This is a genomic window from Streptomyces sp. NBC_00536 (assembly GCF_036346295.1).
GTDB lineage: Bacteria > Actinomycetota > Actinomycetes > Streptomycetales > Streptomycetaceae > Streptomyces.
This window is the reverse complement of record NZ_CP107819.1, coordinates 6,926,508-6,947,289: the sequence shown is the minus strand read 5'-3', so window position 1 is coordinate 6,947,289 and position 20,782 is coordinate 6,926,508. Positions and strand designations below refer to the sequence as shown.

At 73.1% G+C, this 20,782-nt stretch carries 18 protein-coding genes; 4 read left to right on the top strand and 14 right to left on the bottom strand.

The window, feature by feature from the left end:
* Positions 1-16: 16 nt before the first annotated feature.
* Positions 17-1,741 carry a BCCT family transporter gene (locus tag OHS33_RS29690; protein WP_330333485.1) on the bottom strand — a complete coding sequence of 575 codons (1,725 nt, stop codon included), beginning with the start codon at positions 1,739-1,741 and terminating at the stop codon, positions 17-19.
* A gap of 143 nt (positions 1,742-1,884) precedes the next feature.
* Here OHS33_RS29690 and OHS33_RS29685 point away from each other — a divergent pair, with 143 nt between their 5' ends.
* Positions 1,885-3,033: a glycerate kinase gene (locus OHS33_RS29685; protein WP_330333484.1), complete on the top strand. Its 1,149-nt coding sequence runs from the start codon at positions 1,885-1,887 to the stop codon at positions 3,031-3,033.
* 516 nt (positions 3,034-3,549) lie between these two features.
* On the opposite strand, the gene OHS33_RS29680 is transcribed toward OHS33_RS29685, so the two are convergent.
* The 3 genes from OHS33_RS29680 to OHS33_RS29670 all read right to left on the bottom strand — a co-directional run bounded on the left by OHS33_RS29680 (position 3,550) and on the right by OHS33_RS29670 (position 6,430).
* A complete protein-coding gene (locus OHS33_RS29680) occupies positions 3,550-4,065 on the bottom strand; it encodes an O-acetyl-ADP-ribose deacetylase (protein WP_330333483.1) in 516 nt (171 codons plus the stop codon).
* On the bottom strand, positions 4,065-5,486 hold the full coding sequence (locus OHS33_RS29675; protein WP_330335256.1) for a phytoene desaturase family protein: 1,422 nt from the start codon (positions 5,484-5,486) through the stop codon (positions 4,065-4,067). The genes OHS33_RS29680 and OHS33_RS29675 overlap by 1 nt, the downstream gene beginning before the upstream one ends.
* A gap of 119 nt (positions 5,487-5,605) precedes the next feature.
* Positions 5,606-6,430, bottom strand: a complete 825-nt coding sequence (locus OHS33_RS29670; RefSeq protein ID WP_330333482.1) for an inositol monophosphatase family protein — start codon at positions 6,428-6,430, stop codon at positions 5,606-5,608.
* A 151-nt stretch (positions 6,431-6,581) separates the two neighbouring features.
* Between OHS33_RS29670 and OHS33_RS29665 the strand changes: the two genes are divergently transcribed.
* Both OHS33_RS29665 and OHS33_RS29660 read left to right on the top strand, forming a co-directional pair.
* Positions 6,582-7,175, top strand: a complete 594-nt coding sequence (locus OHS33_RS29665) for a TetR/AcrR family transcriptional regulator (protein WP_330333481.1) — start codon at positions 6,582-6,584, stop codon at positions 7,173-7,175.
* A 93-nt stretch (positions 7,176-7,268) separates the two neighbouring features.
* The gene (locus OHS33_RS29660) at positions 7,269-8,027 is read left to right on the top strand and encodes an SDR family NAD(P)-dependent oxidoreductase (RefSeq protein ID WP_330333480.1); all 759 of its coding nucleotides are present in this window, start codon (positions 7,269-7,271) and stop codon (positions 8,025-8,027) included.
* Between the two features lie 46 nt (positions 8,028-8,073).
* Here OHS33_RS29660 and OHS33_RS29655 read toward each other — a convergent pair whose 3' ends face one another.
* The 9 genes from OHS33_RS29655 to OHS33_RS29615 form a co-directional block, all read right to left on the bottom strand.
* Positions 8,074-9,600, bottom strand: a complete 1,527-nt coding sequence (locus OHS33_RS29655; RefSeq protein ID WP_330333479.1) for an NCS1 family nucleobase:cation symporter-1 — start codon at positions 9,598-9,600, stop codon at positions 8,074-8,076.
* Positions 9,601-9,672: 72 nt separating this feature from the next.
* On the bottom strand, positions 9,673-10,674 hold the full coding sequence (locus tag OHS33_RS29650) for a TIGR03842 family LLM class F420-dependent oxidoreductase (RefSeq protein WP_330333478.1): 1,002 nt from the start codon (positions 10,672-10,674) through the stop codon (positions 9,673-9,675).
* A gap of 13 nt (positions 10,675-10,687) precedes the next feature.
* Complete coding sequence (gene hydA, locus OHS33_RS29645; RefSeq protein WP_330333477.1) at positions 10,688-12,088, bottom strand: dihydropyrimidinase; 1,401 nt, start codon at positions 12,086-12,088, stop codon at positions 10,688-10,690.
* Between the two features lie 52 nt (positions 12,089-12,140).
* The gene (locus OHS33_RS29640; RefSeq protein ID WP_330335255.1) at positions 12,141-13,394 is read right to left on the bottom strand and encodes an aspartate aminotransferase family protein; all 1,254 of its coding nucleotides are present in this window, start codon (positions 13,392-13,394) and stop codon (positions 12,141-12,143) included.
* A 38-nt stretch (positions 13,395-13,432) separates the two neighbouring features.
* The gene (locus OHS33_RS29635) at positions 13,433-14,275 is read right to left on the bottom strand and encodes a nitrilase-related carbon-nitrogen hydrolase (protein ID WP_330333476.1); all 843 of its coding nucleotides are present in this window, start codon (positions 14,273-14,275) and stop codon (positions 13,433-13,435) included.
* Between the two features lie 211 nt (positions 14,276-14,486).
* The gene (locus OHS33_RS29630) at positions 14,487-16,019 is read right to left on the bottom strand and encodes a hypothetical protein (RefSeq protein WP_330333475.1); all 1,533 of its coding nucleotides are present in this window, start codon (positions 16,017-16,019) and stop codon (positions 14,487-14,489) included.
* A 45-nt stretch (positions 16,020-16,064) separates the two neighbouring features.
* Entirely contained in the window at positions 16,065-16,445 is a 381-nt protein-coding gene (locus tag OHS33_RS29625) for a PPOX class F420-dependent oxidoreductase (protein WP_330333474.1), read from the bottom strand.
* 54 nt (positions 16,446-16,499) lie between these two features.
* Positions 16,500-17,756 (bottom strand): alginate lyase family protein, encoded by a 1,257-nt coding sequence (locus OHS33_RS29620; RefSeq protein WP_330333473.1) that lies wholly within the window; start codon positions 17,754-17,756, stop codon positions 16,500-16,502.
* A gap of 91 nt (positions 17,757-17,847) precedes the next feature.
* The gene (locus tag OHS33_RS29615; protein ID WP_330333472.1) at positions 17,848-18,099 is read right to left on the bottom strand and encodes a helix-turn-helix domain-containing protein; all 252 of its coding nucleotides are present in this window, start codon (positions 18,097-18,099) and stop codon (positions 17,848-17,850) included.
* Positions 18,100-18,177: 78 nt separating this feature from the next.
* Here OHS33_RS29615 and map point away from each other — a divergent pair, with 78 nt between their 5' ends.
* Positions 18,178-18,945 (top strand): type I methionyl aminopeptidase, encoded by a 768-nt coding sequence (map, locus tag OHS33_RS29610; protein WP_330333471.1) that lies wholly within the window; start codon positions 18,178-18,180, stop codon positions 18,943-18,945.
* Between the two features lie 17 nt (positions 18,946-18,962).
* On the opposite strand, the gene ggt is transcribed toward map, so the two are convergent.
* Positions 18,963-20,768: a gamma-glutamyltransferase gene (gene ggt, locus OHS33_RS29605; RefSeq protein WP_330333470.1), complete on the bottom strand. Its 1,806-nt coding sequence runs from the start codon at positions 20,766-20,768 to the stop codon at positions 18,963-18,965.
* Between the last annotated feature and the right edge of the window lie 14 nt (positions 20,769-20,782).

Genomic DNA, 20,782 nt, shown 5'->3' with positions numbered 1-20,782 from the left:
CCTAACGGGCTGTCGCTCACGGCTGGCCGCCGTCGTCCTCGCGGTCGCGGGAGCGGGACTCGGCCACTCGCCGCAGGCGGGGGTGGCGGGCCGGGCCCTGCTCGGTGAGGGCGTCGCCGACCATGGCCCGTACGGCGTCGCGCACCCCGTGCAGGGCGTGGTGGCGGGCGGGTCCGGCGCCCGGGTCCGCGCGCAGTTCCTTCACCAGCGCCCAGCACACCAGGAGCATCACGAGAACGAAGGGCAGCGCGACGAGGATCGTGGCCGTCTGGAGGGACTTCAGGCCGCCCGCGACGAGCAGCACCGCGGCGACGGCGGCCATCAGCACGCCCCAGGTCACCACCAGCCAGGTGGGCGGGTGCAGCGAGCCGCGGCTGGTGAGGGAGCCCATGACGAGCGAGGCGGAGTCGGCGCTGGTGACGAAGTAGGTCATGACCAGGGCCATGGCGACGTACGAGGTCACCGTGCCCAGCGGCAGCGCCTGGAGCATCGCGAAGAGCGAGGCCTCGGTGCCGTCCTTGATCTTGGCGGCGAAGTCGACGGCGCCGGTGGAGTCGAGGCGGATCGCGGTGCCGCCCATCACGCAGAACCAGATGACGGTCGCGCCGCTGGGCACCAGCAGCACGCCGATGAGGAACTCGCGGATGGTGCGGCCGCGGGAGATCCGGGCGATGAAGGTGCCGACGAAGGGCGCCCAGGAGAGCCACCAGGCCCAGTAGAAGATCGTCCACGCGCCGAGCCAGGCGCTGTCGGTGAAGGCGCCGGTGCGGCTGGCCATCGGGAGCAGCTGGTGCAGGTAGCTGCCGACGCTGGCGGGGATCACGTCGAGGATGTAGACGGTGGGGCCGAGCAGGAACACGAAGAGCATCAGGACGGCGGCCAGCACGATGTTGACGGTGCTGAGCCACTTCACCCCCTTGTGCAGGCCGGAGAAGGCCGAGAGGACGAAGGCGGCGGAGAGCGAGCCGATGATGATCAGTTCGAGGGTGGTCGAGTCCTCGACGCCCGTGGTGATGTTGAGGCCCTTGGCGACCTGGAGCGCGCCGAGCCCGAGGCTGGTCGCGGTGCCGAAGACGGTCGCGAAGACGGCGAGCAGGTCGATGGCGCGGCCCGGCCAGCCGTCGGCCCGGCGCTGTCCCATGAGCGGCACGAAGGCGGAGCTGAGGCGGTTGCCGCGGCCCTTGCGGAAGGTCGCGTAGGCGAGGGCGAGGCCGGCGATGCCGTAGATCGCCCAGGGGGTCAGGGTCCAGTGGAAGAAGGAGTACTCCAGGGCCGCGCGCGCGGCGTCACCGGTGCCGGGCGCGGCGCCGCTGGCCGGGGGCGGGCTCAGGTAGTGGGTGAGCGGTTCGCCGACGCCGAAGAACATCAGGCCGATGCCCATGCCCGCGCTGAACATCATCGCGATCCACGCGAGGTTGGTGAACTCGGGTTCGGAGTCGTCGGCCCCGAGCCGGATCCGGCCGAAGCGGCTGATCGCGAGGACGACGCACATGACCAGGAAGACGTCGGCGGCGATCACGAACAGCCAGGCGAAGTTGTTCAGCACCCAGGCCAGCGCGGTGCCCGACGCCGTGTCGAAGGAGCCCTTGCCGAGCGCCGCCCAGGCGACCACGGCCAGTACGGTGATCACTCCGATGCCGACGACCATGTGGTCGGGCGCATCGTCCCGGGGGGCGCCGGGGGCTCCGGGGGCACCAGCCGGGGTGTCCGGGCGTGGCTGTTCCAGTGAATCCGTACTCATGTGGCCCCACTATGCGGGGGAATGTCTGGATAAATGACCATGGCGCGCCGGGTGTGTCCCAGGCCACCCATGGGCATTGGAGAATCCTCCGGATAGGCTCAGGGCGGCGCGACTGCACTGTTCGATAGCAAGGGATTAGCAAGGTGACGGACGGAGCAGTAACTGAGACCGCGCGCGTGCTCATCGCCGCGGACAAATTCAAGGGCTCGCTCACGGCCGTGCAGGTCGCTGAGCGGGTGACGGCGGGCCTCCGCGAGGCCGTACCGGGCGTGGAGATCGAGACCCTCCCCGTCGCGGACGGCGGCGACGGCACGGTCGCGGCCGCGGTGGCGGCCGGGTTCGAACGCCGGGAGGTACGGGTCACCGGACCGCTCGGTGACCAGGTCACGGCCGCTTTCGCGCTGCGCGACGGCACCGCCGTGGTCGAGATGGCGGAGGCCTCCGGCCTCCAGCTGCTGCCGGCGGGCGTCTTCGCCCCGCTGACGTCGACCACGTACGGCTCGGGCGAGGTGCTCAAGGCGGCCCTGGACGCGGGCGCGCGCTCGATCGTCTTCGGTGTGGGCGGCAGCGCCACCACCGACGGCGGCGCGGGCATGCTCGCCGCGCTGGGTGCGGTGTTCCTGGATGCGAACGGTGAACCGGTCGGTCCGGGCGGCGGCGCACTGGCCTCCCTGGCCTCCGCAGACCTGTCCGGGATCGACCCGCGCTTCGCCGAGGTGGAGTTCGTCCTCGCCAGCGACGTGGACAACCCGCTGACCGGTCCGAAGGGCGCTCCGGCGGTCTACGGCCCGCAGAAGGGCGCGAGCCCCGAGGACGTGGCGACGCTGGACGCAGCGCTGGCGCACTTCGCGCTCGTGCTGGAGAAGGCGATCGGCCCGAAGGCGGCCGAGTGCGCGCTGGCTCCGGGCGCGGGCGGTGCGGGCGGCATCGGCTACGGCGCGCTGCTGCTGGGCGCGACCTTCCGGCCCGGCATCGAGCTGATGCTGGAGGTGCTGGGCTTCGCCCCGGCCCTGGAGCGGGCCACGCTGGTGATCACGGGTGAGGGTTCGCTCGACGAGCAGACCCTGCACGGCAAGGCTCCGGCGGGCGTGGCGGCCGCGGCGCGCGCGGCGGGCAAGGACGTCGTCGCGGTGTGCGGGCGGCTCGCGCTGACCCAGGAGGCCCTCCAGGCCGCCGGGATCCGCCGCGCGTACCCGCTGACGGAGATCGAGCCGGACACGGCGAAGTGCATCGCCAACGCGGGTCCGCTGCTGGAGCGTGTCGCGGCGAACATCGCCGCCGACGTGCTCTGACCCCGCCCCCGAGGCCGGTACGGGCCCCCGCTCCCCCACCGGGGGGGGCGGGGGCCCACACCTATTCCCGCCCACTCTGCCTCCGGCGGGCCCTCAAACGCCGGGCGGGCTGGATTTGCCCCGTCGGCCTCGCCGCGGGCGAACACGGTGCCGCACCCTCCTCGCCGCAGGCGAACACAGCGCCGCCCCCTCAGCCCCGCCGCAGGCGAACACGGCGCCGCCCCCTCAGCCCCGCCGCGGGCGAACACGGCGCGCGCCCTCAGCCTCGCCGGCGTTTGAGGCGCCGCCGGAGGCAGAGCGGGCGCAGCCGACGCCTCCGGCGGGCCCTCAAACGCCGGGCGGGCTGGATTTACCCCCTCAGCCCCGCCGCAGGCGAACACGGCGCCGCACCATCAGCCCCGGGCGGGCTGGATTGGCCGCGGGCCAGCATCACGCCGCACCATCAAGCCCCGCCGGCGATTGAGGCGCCGCCGGAGGCACAGCAGGGGCGGGCAGCGCCACCGGCTCGCGGCTCGGTCAGGCCACCGACGCCGCTTCGAAGGCGGCGTACGCCTTCGCGTCGAAGAGGACGAAGCGGACCTCCTCCACCGGCGCCACCGCGGCCGAGCGCACGGTCGCGAAGGCGATCCGCGCCCCGTCGTCCATCGGCCACCCGTAGACCCCGGTGGAGATCGCAGGGAACGCCACCGTACGGGCGCCCAGCTCGGCCGCGACCCGCAGGGACTCCCGGTAGCAGGAGGCCAGCAGCTCCGAGCGGTCCTCCTCCCGGGAGTACACCGGCCCCACCGTGTGGATCACGTGCGCGGCGGGCAGCAGGCCCGCCGTGGTGGCGACCGCCCGGCCCGTCGCGAGGCCCTTGCCGTAGTGGGAGGCGCGCAGGGCCCGGCAGGCCGCCAGGATCTCCGGCCCGCCGCGCCGGTGGATGGCGCCGTCCACCCCGCCGCCGCCGAGCAGCGAGGAGTTCGCGGCGTTGACCACGGCGTCCACGTGCTCGGCCGTGATGTCGCCCTGGACCAAGGTGATGCGGACCATCAGGAGGAGCCCTTTCGCAGGTGGCGCCAGACCGCCTTCGCCGCGTTGTGCCCGGACATGCCGTGTACGCCGGGGCCGGGCGGGGTCGCGGAGGAGCACAGGAAGACGGCCGGGTGGGCCGTGGTGTACGGGGACAGGGTGAGCTTCGGCCGCAGCAGCAGCTGGAGTCCGGAGGCGGCGCCGCAGGCGATGTCACCGCCGACGTAGTTCGGGTTGCGGGCGGCGAGCTGGGGCGGTCCCGCGGTGGCGCGGGCGAGCACCAGGTCCCGGAAACCCGGGGCGAAGCGCTCCAGTTGGCGTTCGACGGCGTCGGTGAGGTCGCCGTCCCAGCCCGCGGGGACGTGCCCGTAGGCCCAGAAGACGTGCTTGCCCTCGGGCGCGCGGCCCGGGTCGACCAGGCTGGGCTGCGCGGTGATGAGGAACGGCGTACGGGGTGCCCGGCCGCTCGTGGTGAGCTGCAGGGCGGCGTCGATGTCCCGGGTGCGCGGGCCGACCTGGACGGTGCCCGCGCGGCGCGCCGCCTCGGCGGTCCACGGGACGGGGCCGTCCAGCGCGTAGTCGAGCTTGAACACGCCGGCGCCGTAGCGGTAGCCGTCGTACGCCCGGCCCAGGCGGGCGATCCGGGCCAGCGCGGTCGGCGAGGTGTCGAAGACGTAGGCCCGGGCCGGGGGGAGGTCGTCCAGCCGCTTGACCTCGAAGCCGGTGTGGACGGCGCCGCCGAGGTCGCGCAGGTAGCCGGTGAGCGCGTCCGAGATCGACTGGGAGCCGCCGCGCGGCATCGGCCAGCCGCCCGCGTGCGCGGCGAGGGCGAAGACCAGCCCGACCGCTCCGGTCGCGATCCCGCCCAGCGGTGCGATGACGTGCGCGACGAGGCCGGCGAACAGGGCGCGTGCCCGGTCGTCCCGGAAGCGCCGCATCAGCCAGGTGGACGGCGGCAGTCCGGTGAGCCCGAAGCGGGCCAGGGTGAGCGGATCGACGGGCAGCGCGGTGGACGGCAGGGACATGAAGTCCCGGGCCAGGGTGTCCCATTTGCCGAGGTACGGCGCGACGAGACGGCGGTAGGCCCCCGCGTCCCGGGGGCCGAAGGACGCGGCGGTCTCGGCCACCGAACGCGAGAGCACGGCGGCGGTGCCGTCGTCGAAGGGGTGCGCCATCGGCAGCGGGGCGTGCAGCCACTCCAGCCCGTACCGCGCGAGCGGCATGGTCGCGAACACCGGCGAGCCCGCGCCCAGCGGGTGGACGGCCGAGCAGGGGTCGTGCCGGAAGCCGGGGAGGGTCAGCTCCTCGGTCCTGGCCCCGCCGCCGACCGTGTCGGCGGCTTCGAACATGGCCACGGAGAAGCCGCGCCGGGCCAGCTCGACGGCGGCCGTCAGCCCGTTGGGGCCCGCCCCCACGACGACCGCATCGAGAATCGACGGCACCATGCGACTCCTTCGTCCGGCGGCGTAACGGCCCCAGGCAGGCCTGGGTGCCCCAGGATATTCCGCCCGCTCATCCCCCGGGTCCCCCCTGTCCGCCCCCGCCCCGCCTAAGCGCCCGGCTACGCTCCGCGCAGCAGGTCGCGGATCCGCAGCGCCGTCGCCTCGTCGCGGCCGACCGCGAAGGGCAGCGCGTTGTCCCGGTCCACCCGGTACGGCTCGCCCGCGACGGTGCTCTGCGCACCGCCCGCCTCGGCGACGAGCAGCAGTCCGGCCGCGTGGTCCCAGGCCGAGGGCCAGGTGAAGGCCAGGGCGTCCATCTCGCCGCGGGCCACCTTCAGGTACTCCAGCCCCGCCGAGCCGCAGGGACGGGCCGCCACTCCCGGCACGTCGAGGCGGGTCAGGGTCCGCTTGTCCTCCTCGCTCGTGTACAGCGGGTGGGCCATGGCGACCCGCAGCTCGGCCCCCGGCTCGGGCGAACCGCTGCGTATCGCCTCACCGTTGACGAACGAACCGCCACCGCGCACCGCGGTCGCGATCTCCTCCAGGGCGGGGGCGAAGGTCCAGGACGCGAGGATCTCGCCGCGCACGGCCAGCGCGACCAGGGTGCAGAAGCCGGGGTCCCCGGCCACGAACTGGCGGGTCCCGTCGACCGGGTCCACGATCCACACGGGGGCTTCGCCGCGCAGCGCCCCGTAAACGGTGGGGTCCGCGTGGACGGCTTCCTCGCCGACCACCACGGAGCCCGGGAGCAGCCGGGTGAGGGCATCGGTCAGGTGCTCCTCGGCACGCCGGTCGGCGATGGTCACCAGGTCGTGCGGGCCGCTCTTCTGGTCGACCTCGTGGTCGGCGAGCTGCCGGAACCTCGGCATGATCTCGACCGCGGCGGCCTTGCGAACGGCTTCCTCGACATCGGACAGGTCACGGGCCAGAAACTCTTCGATCATGTGTCCATCAGACCATGCCGGACCGACAATCCCCACTGACAAAAGCAGGCCCGCGGATGGACCCCGGGTAAACGGGGTCCGGTGGCCGGGCCCTTCGGCGGCGCGGTCATGTTGTTGACCGTTCGTTCCAGAACTGCTTATGATCTTGGGCATGGCCAGGACCAAGGAATTCGATCCGGACGCCGCGCTCCAGTCAGCACTCGAACTGTTCTGGCGCCGCGGTTACGAAGCCACGTCGGTGGCCGACCTGGTCGAACACCTCGGGATCGGCCGCGCCAGCCTCTACGCGACCTTCGGCACCAAGCACGAGCTGTACCTCAAGGCCCTGGAGCGCTATTCCGAGGCCACCCTGCCCGGGCTCCTCACCGAACTCTCCCGTCCGGGCCCCGCCCTGCCGGCGGTACGGGCGGTCGTGCGCCGCTTCGCCGCCGAGGCGGGCTCCCCGGGGCTCCGGCTGACCGGCTGCTTCCTCACCAACACCGCCGCCGAACTCGCCCCGCACGACCCGAAGGCCGCCCGCCGGGTCGAGAGCGACTGGGACCGGCTGGAGACCCTGCTCCACTCGGCCCTCGCCCGGGCCCGGGAGCAGGGCGAACTGCCGCCGGACGCCGACCCCCGAGGCCTGGCCAGACTGCTGCTGGTCCTGATGCAGGGGATCCGGGTCGTCGGCAAGGCGTCCGCTGACCCGGCACGGGTCCGGGACGCGGCCGAACAGGCCCTGCGCCTGCTGGACCCGCGCGACTGAACCACCGGGCGCCGGCCGGCCCGCGCGGCTTCCTTTTTGCTGCCCTCATATTGAACCGATCGATCCATTATGAATCCCCTGAGGAGAACCTTCATGACCCGCTTCACCGACAAGAGCGTCCTGGTCACCGGTGCGGGCACCGGCCTCGGCCGCGCCATCGCCCTCGCCTTCGCCGCCGAAGGCGCCCGCGTGGTCGCCGCCGGACGCACCGCCGCCACCCTGGAGGAGACCGTCGCCCTCGTCCGCGCCGCGGGCGGCACGGCGGAGGCCGTCACCGCCGACGTGACCGACTCCGACCAGGTCCGCGCCCTCGTCGAGCGCAGCGTCGCCCTCTTCGGCGGCCTCGACATCGCCGTCAACAACGCGGGGATACTCCGCGGGACCGTCCCGACCGCCGACATCACCGAGGAGGACTGGGCGGCCGTGCTGCACACCAACGTCACCGGTGTCTGGCTGGCGATGAAGCACCAGATCGCCCACATGCGGCGCGCCGGCGGCGGTGCGATCGTCAACATCTCCTCCAACCTCGGCGCCCACCGGCGCATCCCGAACGCCGCCGCCTACCTCACCTCCAAGGCGGCCGTCACCACCCTCACCCGCGCCGCGGCCCTCGACCACATCGGCGAGGGGATCCGCATCAACGCCGTCAGCCCGGGCGCCTCGGCCGGCCCGATGTCCCTGCTCCCCGGCGAGAGCGACGCCGACCGCGCCGAGCGGGTCACGACGCAGAACCCGCTCGGCCGGGTCGCCGAGGCCGAGGAGATCGCCGCCGCGGTGCTCTACCTGGCCTCGCCCGCGGCCGGCGCCGTCGTCGGGAGCGACCTGGTCGTGGACAGCGGCTCGTCCGCCTGAGTACGCGCCGGGTCGCGGCGGGGCGGGGCGGGGCGGGCCCTGCGGCTCAGCCGCGCCGCCGCCCGGCCGTCAGGGCCACGTAGACGAGCAGCGACGTACCCAGTCCGACGCCCCAGCCGTAGTCCGCGAGCGGTTTGAGGAACGGGACGATCCCGTCCGCGGGGAACGGACCCGCCCTGGTGCCCTTCGCATCGAGGGTCGAGTACGAGCCGCCCACGGCGAGCACGCCACCCACCGCGAAGGCCACGACCGCCCGCCAGTTCCACCCGGCGGCGTACCAGTAGCGGCCGCCGGCGGCGTACAGGTCGGGGAGGTGCAGCACCGTGCGCCGGATGATCCAGTAGTCGGCGATCAGGATCCCGGCGATCGTGCCGAGGAGCCCGCCGACCGTGCCGAGCCAGGTGAAGATGTAGAGCTCGGGCGTGGAGGTCAGCTTCCACGGCATGACGAGGACGCCGACGACCCCGGTGACGAGCGCGCCCGTACGGAAGTTGATCACCCTCGGCGCGAGGTTCGCGAGGTCGTAGGCGGGGGAAACGACGTTCGCGGCGATGTTCACGGAGATCGTCGCGACGAAGACGGTGACGAGGGCGAAGAGCAGCCCGAAGACGTTGTCGGTCTTGGCGGCCAGCTCGACCGGGTCCCAGACCGGCGCGCCGTAGACCTTCTGCGAACCGGACGTCACCAGCACGGAGATGAGCGCGAAGGCCGTCATCGTGGTGGGCAGGCCGAGGGTCTGGCCCCAGACCTGGGCGCGCTGGCCCTTCCCGAAGCGGGTGAAGTCAGGGATGTTGAGCGACAGGGTGGACCAGAAGCCGATCATGCCCATCAGGCCCGGGAAGAAGACCTTCCAGAAGTCCGCGCCCCAGCCGACCTTGGACGGCTCGTGCAGCAGCGGGCCGAAGCCACCCGCCTTGTGCGCGATCCAGACCAACAGGACGACGGCGCCGACGAGGACGAAGGGCGCGGCCCAGTTCTCGAAGCGGCGCAGGGTCTCCATGCCCCGGTAAATGATGGCGAGTTCGAGCGCCCAGAAGATGCCGAAGCAGAGCCAGAGGGTCCACGGGTAGCCGCCGATCCGGGACGCGTCGGCCCACCCCCCGAATATCTTCCCGAGGAGCACGAAGATGCCCTGGCCGCCGATCCAGGTCTGGATGCCGAACCAGCAACAGGCCACCAGGGCACGCACCATGGCCGGCAGGTTCGCCCCGCGCATCCCGAAGGAGGCGCGGGCCAGGACCGGGAAGGGGATGCCGTACTTGGGTCCGGCGTGCCCGGTCAGCAGCATCGGCAGCAGCACGATGACGTTGGCGAGTGCGATCGTGAGGACGGCCTGTTTCCAGTCCATGCCGAGCGCGACCAGGCCGGAGGCCAGGGTCCAGGACGGGATGCAGTGGGCCATGCCGATCCACAGGGCCACGAAGTTGTAGGTGGTCCATTGCCGGCGGGCCACCGGCACGGGAAGCAGGTCCTCGTTGACGAAGCGGTGGTCGACGGGGCGGGCGTCCGGCGGCAGTTCGACGCGTCCCGCCGGGTCGCTCATCGGGCCTTCGGGCGGGACGGTCACGGTCACGCTGCCTGTCCTTTCAGCTGCCGGCGCGGACGGCCGCGACGGTCGTGCACGTCACGGCCGGCGCGGCGGCGGTCATCTGGTGAGCGACGGGATGATCTGCGTGCCGTACGCGTCGATCACGGCCTCCCGGGCGTCGTGCATGGCGTACAGCGCGAACTGGTCGACGCCGAGGGCGCGCAGGGTGCGGAGCTTGTCGATGTGCGCCTCGGCCGGGCCCAGGAGGCAGAAGCGGTCGACGATCCCGTCCGGGACGAAGTCGGTGGAGGGGTTTCCGGCGCGGCCGTGGTGGCTGTAGTCGTACCCCTGGCGGGACTTGATGTACTCGGTCAGGTCCTCGGGGACCAGGCCGGAGTGTTCGCCGTAGCGGGAGACCAGGTCGGCGACGTGGTTGCCGACCATGCCGCCGAACCAGCGGCACTGGTCGCGGGCGTGCGCGAGGTCGTCGCCCACGTACGCGGGGGCGGCCACGCAGATGGTGATCTCCGCCGGGTCGCGGCCGGCCGCGGCGGCGGCCTCGCGGACCGATTTGATCATCCACTCGGTGAGGAAGGGGTCGGCGAGCTGGAGGATGAACCCGTCCGCCTTCTGCCCGGCCAGGGCCAGGGCCTTGGGCCCGTACGCCGCCATCCAGACGGGCAGCTTCCCGTCCTTGATCCACGGGATGCGGATCCGGTTGCCGTCGACCTCCGCCTCGCGGCCCTCCGCGAGGTCCCGGATGACGCCCATGGCATCGCCGAGGCGGGCCAGGGTGTTGGGGGCCCGGCCCGCGACCCGCATCGCCGAGTCCCCGCGCCCGATGCCGCACACCGTGCGGTTGCCGTACATGTCGTTCAGGGTGGCGAAGGTGGAGGCGGTCACCTCCCAGGTGCGGGTGCCCGGGTTGGTGACCATGGGACCGACGTGCATCCGCTGGGTGTTGGCCAGGATCTGGCTGTAGATGACGAACGGCTCCTGCCAGAGGACCGCCGAGTCGAACGTCCAGCCGTAGCGGAAGCCGTTGCGTTCGGCGCGCTTCATGAGGCTGATGACCTGGGAGGCGGGCGGGTCGGTCTGGAGGACGAGGCCGAAGTCCATGCGGGGACTCTCCTTACAGGTACTGGCAGGTGGAACGCGGTACGAAGGCCCCGTGGCCGGCCCGGCCGGTGAACTCGCGCCGGTCGATGACGAGTTCGCCGCGCGAGAGGACCGTGTCGACGCGTCCGGTGATCCGCCTGCCCTCGTACGCCGAGTAGTCCACGTTCATGTGGTGCGTCTCGGCGGAGATGACCTGCTCGGCGTGCGGATCGTAGAGGACGATGTCGGCGTCGGCGCCCGGCGCGATGGTGCCCTTCTGGGGGTAGAGGCCGAACATCCGGGCCGGGGTCGCGCAGGCGATCTCGATCCAGCGGCGGCGGCTGATGTGCCCGTCCAGGACGGCCTGGTGGAGCAGGTCCATGCGGTTCTCCACCCCGGGCAGCCCGTTGGGGATCTTGGAGAAGTCGCCGAGGCCCAGCTCCTTCTGGCCGCGGAAGCAGAAGGGGCAGTGGTCGGTGGAGACCACCTGGAGGTCATTGGTCCGCAGTCCCCGCCACAGCGCCGCCTGGTGCTCGCGGGGGCGCAGCGGGGTGGAGCAGACGTACTTGGCGCCCTGGAAATCGGGCTCTTCCAGGTTGTCGGTGGACAGGAAGAGGTACTGCGGACAGGTCTCGCCGAAGACGGGGAGCCCCTTGTCCCGGGCCGCGGCCAGCTCCGCCACGGCTTCCTCCGCGGACACGTGGACGACGTACAGCGGGGCGCCCGCGACCCGGGCCAGGGCGATCGCGCGGTGGGTGGCCTCGGCTTCGAGGAGCACCTTGCGGACCTCGCCGTGGTGGCGGGGGTCGGTCTCGCCGCGCGCCAGGGCCTGTTCGACGAGGACGTCGATGGCGATGCCGTTCTCGGCGTGCATCATGATCAGCCCGCCGTTGTCGGCGGAGCGTTGCATGGCGCGCAGGATCCGGCCGTCGTCGCTGTAGAAGACCCCGGGGTAGGCCATGAACAGTTTGAAGGAGGTGATGCCCTCCTCGACGAGCTTGTCCATCTCCTTGAGGGTGCCCTCGTTCACGTCGGAGAGGATCATGTGGAAGCCGTAGTCGATGGCGCAGTTGCCGTCGGCCTTGGCGTACCAGGTGTCCAGTCCCTCGCGCAGGGCGCGGCCCACGCTCTGGACGGCGAAGTCCACGATGGTCGTGGTGCCGCCCCAGGCGGCGGCCCGGGTGCCGGTCTCGAAGGTGTCGGAGGCGGCGGTGCCGCCGAAGGGCAGCTCCATGTGGGTGTGCACGTCGACGCCGCCGGGGATGACGTACTTCCCGCCGGCGTCGATCGTACGGTCGGCCGTCCACGCGGCGGCGGCCGCCGAGCCGTGCGTGGCGAGCGCGGCGATCCGGCCGTCCTCGATCAGGACGTCGGCGTGCAGTTCGTCGGCGGCGGTGACGACGAGGCCGCCGGTGATCAGGGTGCGGTTGGGCATGTCCCTCTCCCCCGTGGATGGTTCGGCGCTGATGCGGCTCTGGGGTCCGGCTCTAGTTCAGCGTGCGCAAGGCCCCGGCGAGGATCTCGGCGCCCTCTTCCGCCTCGGAGACGGTGAGGGTCAGCGGGGGCGCGATGCGCAGCACGCTGGTGTTGTGCCCGCCGCCCTTGCCCAGCAGGAGGCCGCCTTCGCGGGCGGCTTCCAGGACGGCGGCGGCCGCCTGCGGATCGGCCTGGTCGGTGCCGGGCCGGGTGAGTTCGATGCCCGCCATCAGGCCCCGGCCGCGCACCTCCCGTACGGCGGGCACGCCGGCCGTGACGGCGCGCAGCCGCTCCAGCAGCAGGCCGCCGACCCGGCGGGCGTTGCCCTGGAGGTCGTGTTCGAGGAGGTAGCCGAGGTTGGCGACGCCCGCGGCCATGGTGACCGGGGAACCGCCGAAGGTGGAGATGGAGTTGGCGTCCAGGCAGTTCATGATCTCGCCGCGGGCGACGACGCCGCCGATGGACATGCCGTTGCCGATGCCCTTGGCGAAGGTGAGGATGTCCGGCGGGCCGTTCTGGGCGTGTGCCTGCCAGCCCCAGAAGTGGTCGCCGGTACGGCCCCAGCCGGTCTGCACCTCGTCGCTGATCCAGAGGATCCCGTGCCGGTCGAGGACCTCGCGGAAGGCGCCGTAGAGGCCGTCGGGCGGGGAGGTGAACCCGCCGACGCCCTGGATCGGTTCGGCGATCAGGGCGGCCACTCCGCTGCGCGCCTGGCCGAGCACGTCCTCCAGGTCCGCGACGGCGGCGGCGGTGAACTCGGCGTCGGACAGCGCCGCGAAGGGGCCGCGGCCGCGGACCGCGCCGTGCACGTAGTAGGTCTGGAGCGGCGAGAGACTGGTCGGGGACCAGCCGCGGTTGCCGGTGAGGGAGACCGTGGCGAAGGACCGGCCGTGGTAGCTGTTGCGCATCGCCAGGATCTGGTTCGAACGGCGGTACGTCGTCGCCAGCAGCAGGGCGGTGTCGTTGGCCTCGGTGCCGGAGGTGGTGAAGAAGACCCGGGCGTCGGGGATGCCGGACAGGGCGGCGACCCGTTCGGCGAGTTCGACCATCGGCCGGTTCAGGTAGAGGGTGGAGGAGTGGATGATCCGCCCGGCCTGCTCGGCGACCGCTTTGGTGACCTCGGGGAGGGCGTGGGCGGTCATGGTGGTGAGGATGCCGCCGAAGAAGTCCAGGTAGCGGTTGCCGTCGGCGTCCCAGACGTGGCGGCCCTCGCCGTGGGTGAGTTCGATGGGGCGGTCGTAGTACAGGGCCAGCCAGTTCGGCATGACGGCCTGGTGGCGGCTGTGGAGCGGGATCGGGTCGGTCACGGCTGTACGAGCCCTCCGTAGGCGTCGGGGCGGCGGTCGCGGTAGAAGGCCCACTGGTCGCGGACCTCCTTGATGAGGTCGAAGTCGAGGTCGCGGACCAGGAGTTCCTCCTCCTTGTCGCTGGCGACCTCGCCGACGAACTGACCGCGCGGGTCGACGAAGTAGCTGGTGCCGTAGAAGTCGTTGTCGCCGTACTCCTCCTGGCCGACGCGGTTGATGGCGGCGACGAAGTACTCGTTGGCGACGGCGGACGCGGGCTGTTCCAGCTGCCAGAGGTGGCCGGAGAGGCCCCGGGAGGTGGCGGAGGGGTTGTAGACGAGCTGGGCACCGGCGAGGCCGAGGGCGCGCCAGCCCTCCGGGAAGTGGCGGTCGTAGCAGATGTAGACGCCGACCTTGCCGACGGCCGTGTCGAACACGGGCCAGCCCAGGTTGCCCGGGCGGAAGTAGTACTTCTCCCAGAAGCCCTTGACCTGCGGGATGTGGTGCTTGCGGTACTTGCCGAGGTAGCTGCCGTCGGCGTCGATCACGGCCGCCGTGTTGTAGTAGAAGCCCTCGCTCTCCAGCTCGAAGACCGGTACGACGATCACCATGCCGGTCTCGCGGGCGAGTTCCTGCATCCGGCGGACGGTCGGCCCGTCGGGGACGGCTTCGGCCCAGCGGTAGTGCTCGGGCTCCTGCACCTGGCAGAAGTAGGGGGCGTTGAACACCTCCTGGAACCCGATGATCCGCGCGCCCTGGGCGGCGGCCCTGCGGGCGTGCTCCTCGTGTTTGGCGATCATCGACTCGGTGTCGCCGGTCCAGGTGGCCTGAACCAGCGCGGCGCGGACGAGGTGGGCCATGAGCTGCTCCTTGCGACGGGACGCCGGCCTCTACGCACGTAGACGGTGTGCGTAGGGAGTCGAAAGTAGGCCTCGTCACACTCCGGGGCAAGACCACCGCGCACGGATGGCCGAGACGATCAACATACGTCGCCCCGTGGTCGATTGTGTTCAACCGGGGTCAGGAGTCGGACAACGGGGCGGAGGGGGCCGGAGGGAGCCCGGTGGTGGCTCAGGCGGTTGTGGCGATTCCGGCCACGCGGAAGGCGTGGACGAGGTCCCGGTGGGCGGATCCGGACACTCCGCGGGCCGCGCGCAGCAGGCGCGGCGCGAACCACCCGGGGTCCCGGCGGGCGAGCCGGGCCGCCTCCTCCGCGGTGCGCACCCGTACGAAGGCCTCCAGCAGGGAGTCGGCCTCGCGGGCCCGGCCGGCCGCGCCGAGGGCGAGGGCCGCGTCCGCGATCTCCGGCGCGGGGCGGGCGGCGCCCTGGCGCAGCAGCCGGTCGCAGTCGCCGGGGCGCCCGGAATCCTCCAGGGCCGCGGCGAGGGCGGCCAGCCGGTCGGGGGGCAGCGAGGCCGCCTCCCAGAGCAGCGCCGCCCAGTCCGCCGCGAGCCCGGCCCGCTCCAGCTCCCGGCCCAGCCCGGGCAGCAGCGCCGCGTCCCACCAGGCGGCCTCGCAGAGCAGCGCGTGCGCCTCGCCGGTCCGCCCCTGACCCCGCAGCCCGATCAACTCCCCCACGAGCACGGGCGCTCCCTCCCCCGGCCCGGACCTCCCGTCCCCGGGCGCGGGCCCTACGGCGCCGGGCGCGGGCTCGGTTCCCACGGCTCCCGTCCCGGTGGCGGGCGTACCCGCCCCGGGCTCGGCCGGGTGGTCCGCCCAGCTGGGCCCGGGGGCGGCCGGGCGGCCGAAGCGGGCTCCGCGCGGGACCGCGGGATCCGGCGTGCCCGTCATCCCGGGCGGGGCCGCGAAGGCCGCCGTGCCGCCGTCCTCCGGCGCCGCCCCGGCGAACCGGGCTCCACCGCTCCGCCGCACCTTGCGCGCACCGGCGACCAGCCGGGGCCCGGGGTCCGGCACCGCGCCCTCCTGCGCGGCATCCCCCGGCAGCCACGGGACCCCCGGACCGGCCGGGGGTTCCGGATCCGCCCCGGAGGGGGCCCACGCCGGGGGTTCCGGATCGGAGACGGCGAAGTCGGCGGAGTCGGCCGGGGGCCACAGGGGGTCCGGGGGGCCCGTGGGCGGGCGTTGGCGGGGGAGGGCCGGGAGCTGGGGTGCGAGGGCGTCCAGGCGGGCGGCGAGGTCCGCGCAGCGGGAGGTGGCGCGGGTCAGGTCGTCCTGGGTCCAGGACAGTTCCCGGGCGAGGGCCGCGGCGTCCGCCGGTCCGGCCGCCGACAGCCGCGCGGTCAGGGCGTATACGGCGGCCTCGGAGGCCTCCCGTTGCGCTCCGGCGGCCGCGAGCAGCGCGTGCAGCTCCTCCTCACCGCCCGGCATCCGGTCGTAGGCGAGGACGGCGGCCTGCCGCAGCCGGGCCGCGTGCCCGGACCGTTCGGCCGCGAACTCCGCGCCCCGCAGCCCCGCCAGGTCCTGGAGCAGCGATTCCACGACGTCCCACGGCGGTATCGCGATCCCGTCGAGGCAGGCCCGCATCCCCTCGGGGTCGCGGCGCAGGAACTCGCCGTACCAGCCCGCTCCGGGGTCCAGGGATTCGGTCAACACCCTGAGGTGCGAGGCCAGTTGAGTAATCGCCGTGGAACTCACCGTATCCATCCCCGCATTGGACCCCACCTGTGTTACGGGCGGGCTACGGGAATCTCAAAGCTTGACGGCGATCGCGGTGTGCGGACGCTTCCCGCGCCGGGCGAGGGTCGCGGGCACGTCCACCATCCAGTACTGCCAGGTGTACTTCCGGGCCATCAGCTTGCGCACCCGGTTCAGGCCCGCCTCGTCCAGCAGCCGGGCCTCCCCCTCCAGCGCGGTCGCGCCCTCCTCGGCGCGCCCGCGCACGTCACAGGCCACGACGGAGACCCGCCCGTTGTTGCGGATCCGCTTGACCTTCCAGGTGTCGCTCTTCGTCCAGATGTACAGCTCGCCGCCGTCGGCCACGGCCCACACCGGTGTCGCCACCGGCGTCCCGTCCTTGCGGTAGGTGGTGAGACTGACGTACCGGGACCGGCCCAGCTCCTCAAGAGTCATGGCCCGAGCCTAGGCGGTGGCCTCTGGAGCCCCGCTCGCCGGATCGTCCACCGGTCAGTCCTCCGCGCCCGCCGCCGCTCCCGCGTCCACCACGGCCGCCCCGGACGTACGCGGCGCCTCGCCGTGCGTCAGGGTCTCCCAGGCCACGAACAGGTCGTCGGTGCCGGCGGGCCGCACCGACTCGGCGAGCCGGCGGGTGTACGGGAGTTTCGCGCCGGTCCGCGTCTCGTAGTGGTGCAGGGCCACCTCCAGGTCCGGCCCCATGGTGCGCTCCACCGTCCCGCCGCACAGCCACTGCGGGGGCTCCTCCCCCAGCTGGTACTTCGCGTGGAACTCCAGCGCGGCCGTGATCCGGTCGGCTTCCTCGCCGTACAGGTCGACGCCCTGGTGCCAGGCGGTCTCGGCGATGTGCGCGGACGCGGCGAGCGCGTACCCGATGTGCATGAGGTTGCGGCAGGTCTCCTGCGCGATGCCGTCGACGTAGGTGCCCTGGTTGAACCAGTACGCCTTGACCTTGTCCGGGGTGTCGATGGCGGTGTGCGCGGGACCGATCGGGTGCGGGCCGTCCTTGCGGAGGTAGAAGTAGGCCGGGACCCGGGTGCGGAATCGTTCCAGCGACTCCTTGAAGACGGCCTGGTCCTCCAGGAACACCGCGATGGCCACGGAGGCGTCGGTCATCGCCAGTTCCCAGTTGCCGTTGTAGGCCGGGACCTGGGCTCGTACGGCGGGCAGGTAGGCCGTGCGCAGCATCTCCTTGAACCGGTCGACCTGCGACTTCTCCCAGTTCGGGTAGTCCGCGTGGACGATCTCGGCGGCCCGCGCCCAGGTGGAGCCGGACCAGGCGGCCTGCAGGGGGCCGTTGTCCTTCTCGTGCCGCTTCATCGTCGCGGACCAGCCGTCCATGATCTCGACGGCCTTGCGGACGTGCGCGGTCTCGCCGGTCACCGACCAGAGCAGGGCGTGGGTGTAGGCGGCGATGGCGTCCTGGCGCTCGTCCAGGCAGGACTGCGGCCCGGCGTTGAAGGGGCAGGGCACCACGTCGGCCGGGTGGGCGGTGTAGGCGAGCGAGGCGTACCGGCTCTTGCGCAGGTCCCGGTACGCCGTGCGCCACGGCTCCTTCCCGTCCGCGACCATCTTCTTCGCGTACTGGAGCTGGGTGTGGCTGACGACGACGCCCGGGTGACGGAAAACCACGTCGCCCGGCTTCTTGGCATGGGCCTGCCCGTCGGGTGCGGCACAGGCGGCGAGCAGCAGTCCGCTCGCCAGCAGGGCTCCGACGAGACCGAGACCGAGTCGCTTGGATGCGTTCATGGCTGACACGCCTTCACGCTTGCCCCGCGCCCGGCTTTCCCCACCGCCGATGGGGCCGTTCGGCGGACGAAGACGTCCCGTCAGACGTCCGTCAGGCGGGCACGAAGGCGCACCGCCGCAGCAGGTCGTCCATCGAGAGGTCGAGGGCGCCGGCGAGGGCGGCGATGGTGAAGAAGGCGGGCGTGGGCGCCCGGCCGGTCTCGATCTTGCGCAGGGTCTCGGCGGAGAGCCCGGCGGCGGCGGCGACCTCGACCATGCTGCGGTCGCCGCGCGATGCGCGCAACAGGGCGCCGAGGCGCTCGCCGCGCTCGCGCTCTTCAGGGGTGAGAGGGGTGCGGACCATGCCCCCATGCTACCCCGCCCGCCAATTTCTATACCGTTACATCTATCCCGGTATAGAAATACCGGTATAGTAATGGGCATGGTGGAACTCAAGACGGAACGATCGATCGAAGCGATGCGCGAGTCCGGCCGGGTGGTCGCCCGCGCCCTGGACGCCGTGCGCGGGGCCGCGGACGTGGGGGTGTCCCTGCGGGAACTGGACGGGGTGGCCCGGGAGGTGCTGCGCGACGCGGGCGCGGGCTCGCCCTTCCTCGGGTACCGGCCGCGGTTCGCGCCCGTACCCTTCCCCGCGGTCGTGTGCGCCTCGGTCAATGACGCGATCGTGCACGGCATCCCGGACGACTACCGGCTGCTCGACGGCGACCTCGTCAGCATCGACTGCGGGGCGACCCTGGACGGCTGGGCCGGGGACGCGGCGGTCAGCTTCACCGTCGGCCGGGCCCGCCCGGCCGACCTGGCGCTGATCGGGGCGGCGGAGCGCGCCCTGGCCGCGGGCATCGCCGCGGCCGTGCCCGGGAACCGCATCGGCGACATCGCCCATGCGATCGGTACGGTCGGCCGCGCCGCGGGGTACGGCATACCCGACGGCTTCGGCGGCCACGGCATCGGCCGCGCCATGCACGAGGACCCGGGCGTGCCCAACGAGGGCCCGCCGGGGCGCGGCATGAAGCTGCGCCCCGGCATGGTCCTCGCGATCGAGCCGATGCTGGTCGCGGGCGGTACGGACGACTATCTGACCGACGCGGACGGCTGGACCCTGCGGACCGTCGACGGCAGCCGGGCGGCGCACGCCGAGCACACCGTCGCGATCACCGCCGACGGCCCGCGGATCCTCACCGCCCTCTAGAGCCGGCTCCTGGAGCGCTACGGGCGCCCGTGCGGGCTGACCACCATCGCGGCGCCGCCGCCGCGCCGGGTGGTCTCGGCGGCCGCGAGCCAGCGGCCGTCCGGGAGCCGCTGGACGCCGGTGGCCGCGCCGATCTCCGGGTTCTGCCGGAACCCCTGGCCCAGGGCCTCCAGCTGGGCGCGGACCGGGCTGTTCCACAGGCCCGGTTCCAGTTCGGTGGTGCTCTGGTTGCGCTGGCTGGCGCGCGGCGCGGCGATCGCGTCGACCAGCGGGAGTCCGCGGTCCAGGGTTCCGACGAGGGTCTGGAGCACGGTGGTGATGATGGTGGCGCCGCCCGGGGAGCCCACGGCCAGGACCGGACGCCCGTCCCGCAGCACGATGGTCGGGGACATGGAGGAGCGCGGCCGCTTGCCGGGGCCGGGCAGGTTCGGGTCCGGGACGCCGGGGGCGGCCGGGGCGAAGGAGAAGTCGGTCAGCTCGTTGTTGAGCAGGAAGCCCCGGCCGGGGACGGTGATGCCGCTGCCTCCGGTGGATTCGATGGTGAGGGTGTAGGAGACCACGTTGCCCCAGCGGTCGGCGACCGTCAGGTGGGTGGTGTTCTCCCCCTCGTAGGTGGTCGGGGCGGCCTGCCCGGTGGTGGCGCAGGGGGCGGGGTGGCGCGGGTCGCCGGGGGCCAGCGGGCTGGTCAGCGCCCGGTCGGGCGAGATCAGGCAGGCCCGCGAGTCGGCGAACCTCTGGGAGAGCAGCTCGCGGGTCGGGACGTCCTCGGCGGCGGGGTCGCCCACCCAGCGCCCCCGGTCGGCGAAGGAGATCCGGGAGGCCTCGATGAACCGGTGCAGGTACTGCGCCTCCGAGAGCTTCCCGAGATCGCTGCGCTCCAGGATGTTCAGGGCCTCGCCGACGGTGGTGCCGCCGGAGGAGGAGGGCGCCATGCTGTAGACGTCCAGGCCCCGGTAGCCGACCCGGGTCGGGTCCTGCCGCTTGGTGTCGTAGGCGCGCAGGTCCTGGGCGGTCAGGTCGCCGGAGCGGACATTGCGGGTGGCGGCCGGGTCGACCGGGGGCTTGCGGACGGCGGCGACGATGTCGTCGGCGATCGGGCCCCGGTAGAGGGCCCCGGTGCCCTTGCGGCCGATCTCGGCGTAGGTGGCGGCCAGGTCGGGGTTCTTGAAGGTGGAGCCGACCACGGGGAGCGCTCCCCCGGGCAGGAAGAGCTTCTTCGTGTCCGGGAAGTCCTTGAAGCGGTCCTGGTTCAGCTCGGTCTGGGCGCGGAAGGTGGCGTCCACGGTGAAGCCGTCGCGGGCCAGCTTCTCGGCCGGGCGCAGGAGCTGGCCCAGCGGGCGGCTGCCCCAGGCCTTCAGGGCGGTGTCCCAGGTGTCGGGGGTGCCGGGGACGCCGACGCTGCGGCCGCTGGTCTGGCCCTGCTCGAAGGGGATCGGTACGCCGTTCTCCTGGAAGAGGGTGGCGGTGGCCGAGGCGGGGGCGGTCTCGCGGCCGTCGATGGTGTGCACCCGGCGGGACTTCGCGTCGTAGTAGACGAAGTAGCCGCCGCCGCCGACGCCGGCGGAGTACGGCTCGGTGACACCGAGGGCGGCGGCGGTGGCGACGGCGGCGTCCACCGCGTTGCCGCCGGCCCGCAGGACGGCGATTCCGGCGGCCGAGGCGTCGGCGTCCACGCTGGCCACGGCCCCGCCGTAGCCCACGGCGACCGGGGACTTGGGCGGGGTGGCGCTGTCGGCGGCGGCCGCGGGCGGGGCGGCGGCGGTCGCCGCGAGGGCCGCGGTGAGGGCGAACAGGGGTAACGCGCGGGCGGTGGGACGGCGCATCGAACCTCCACGGA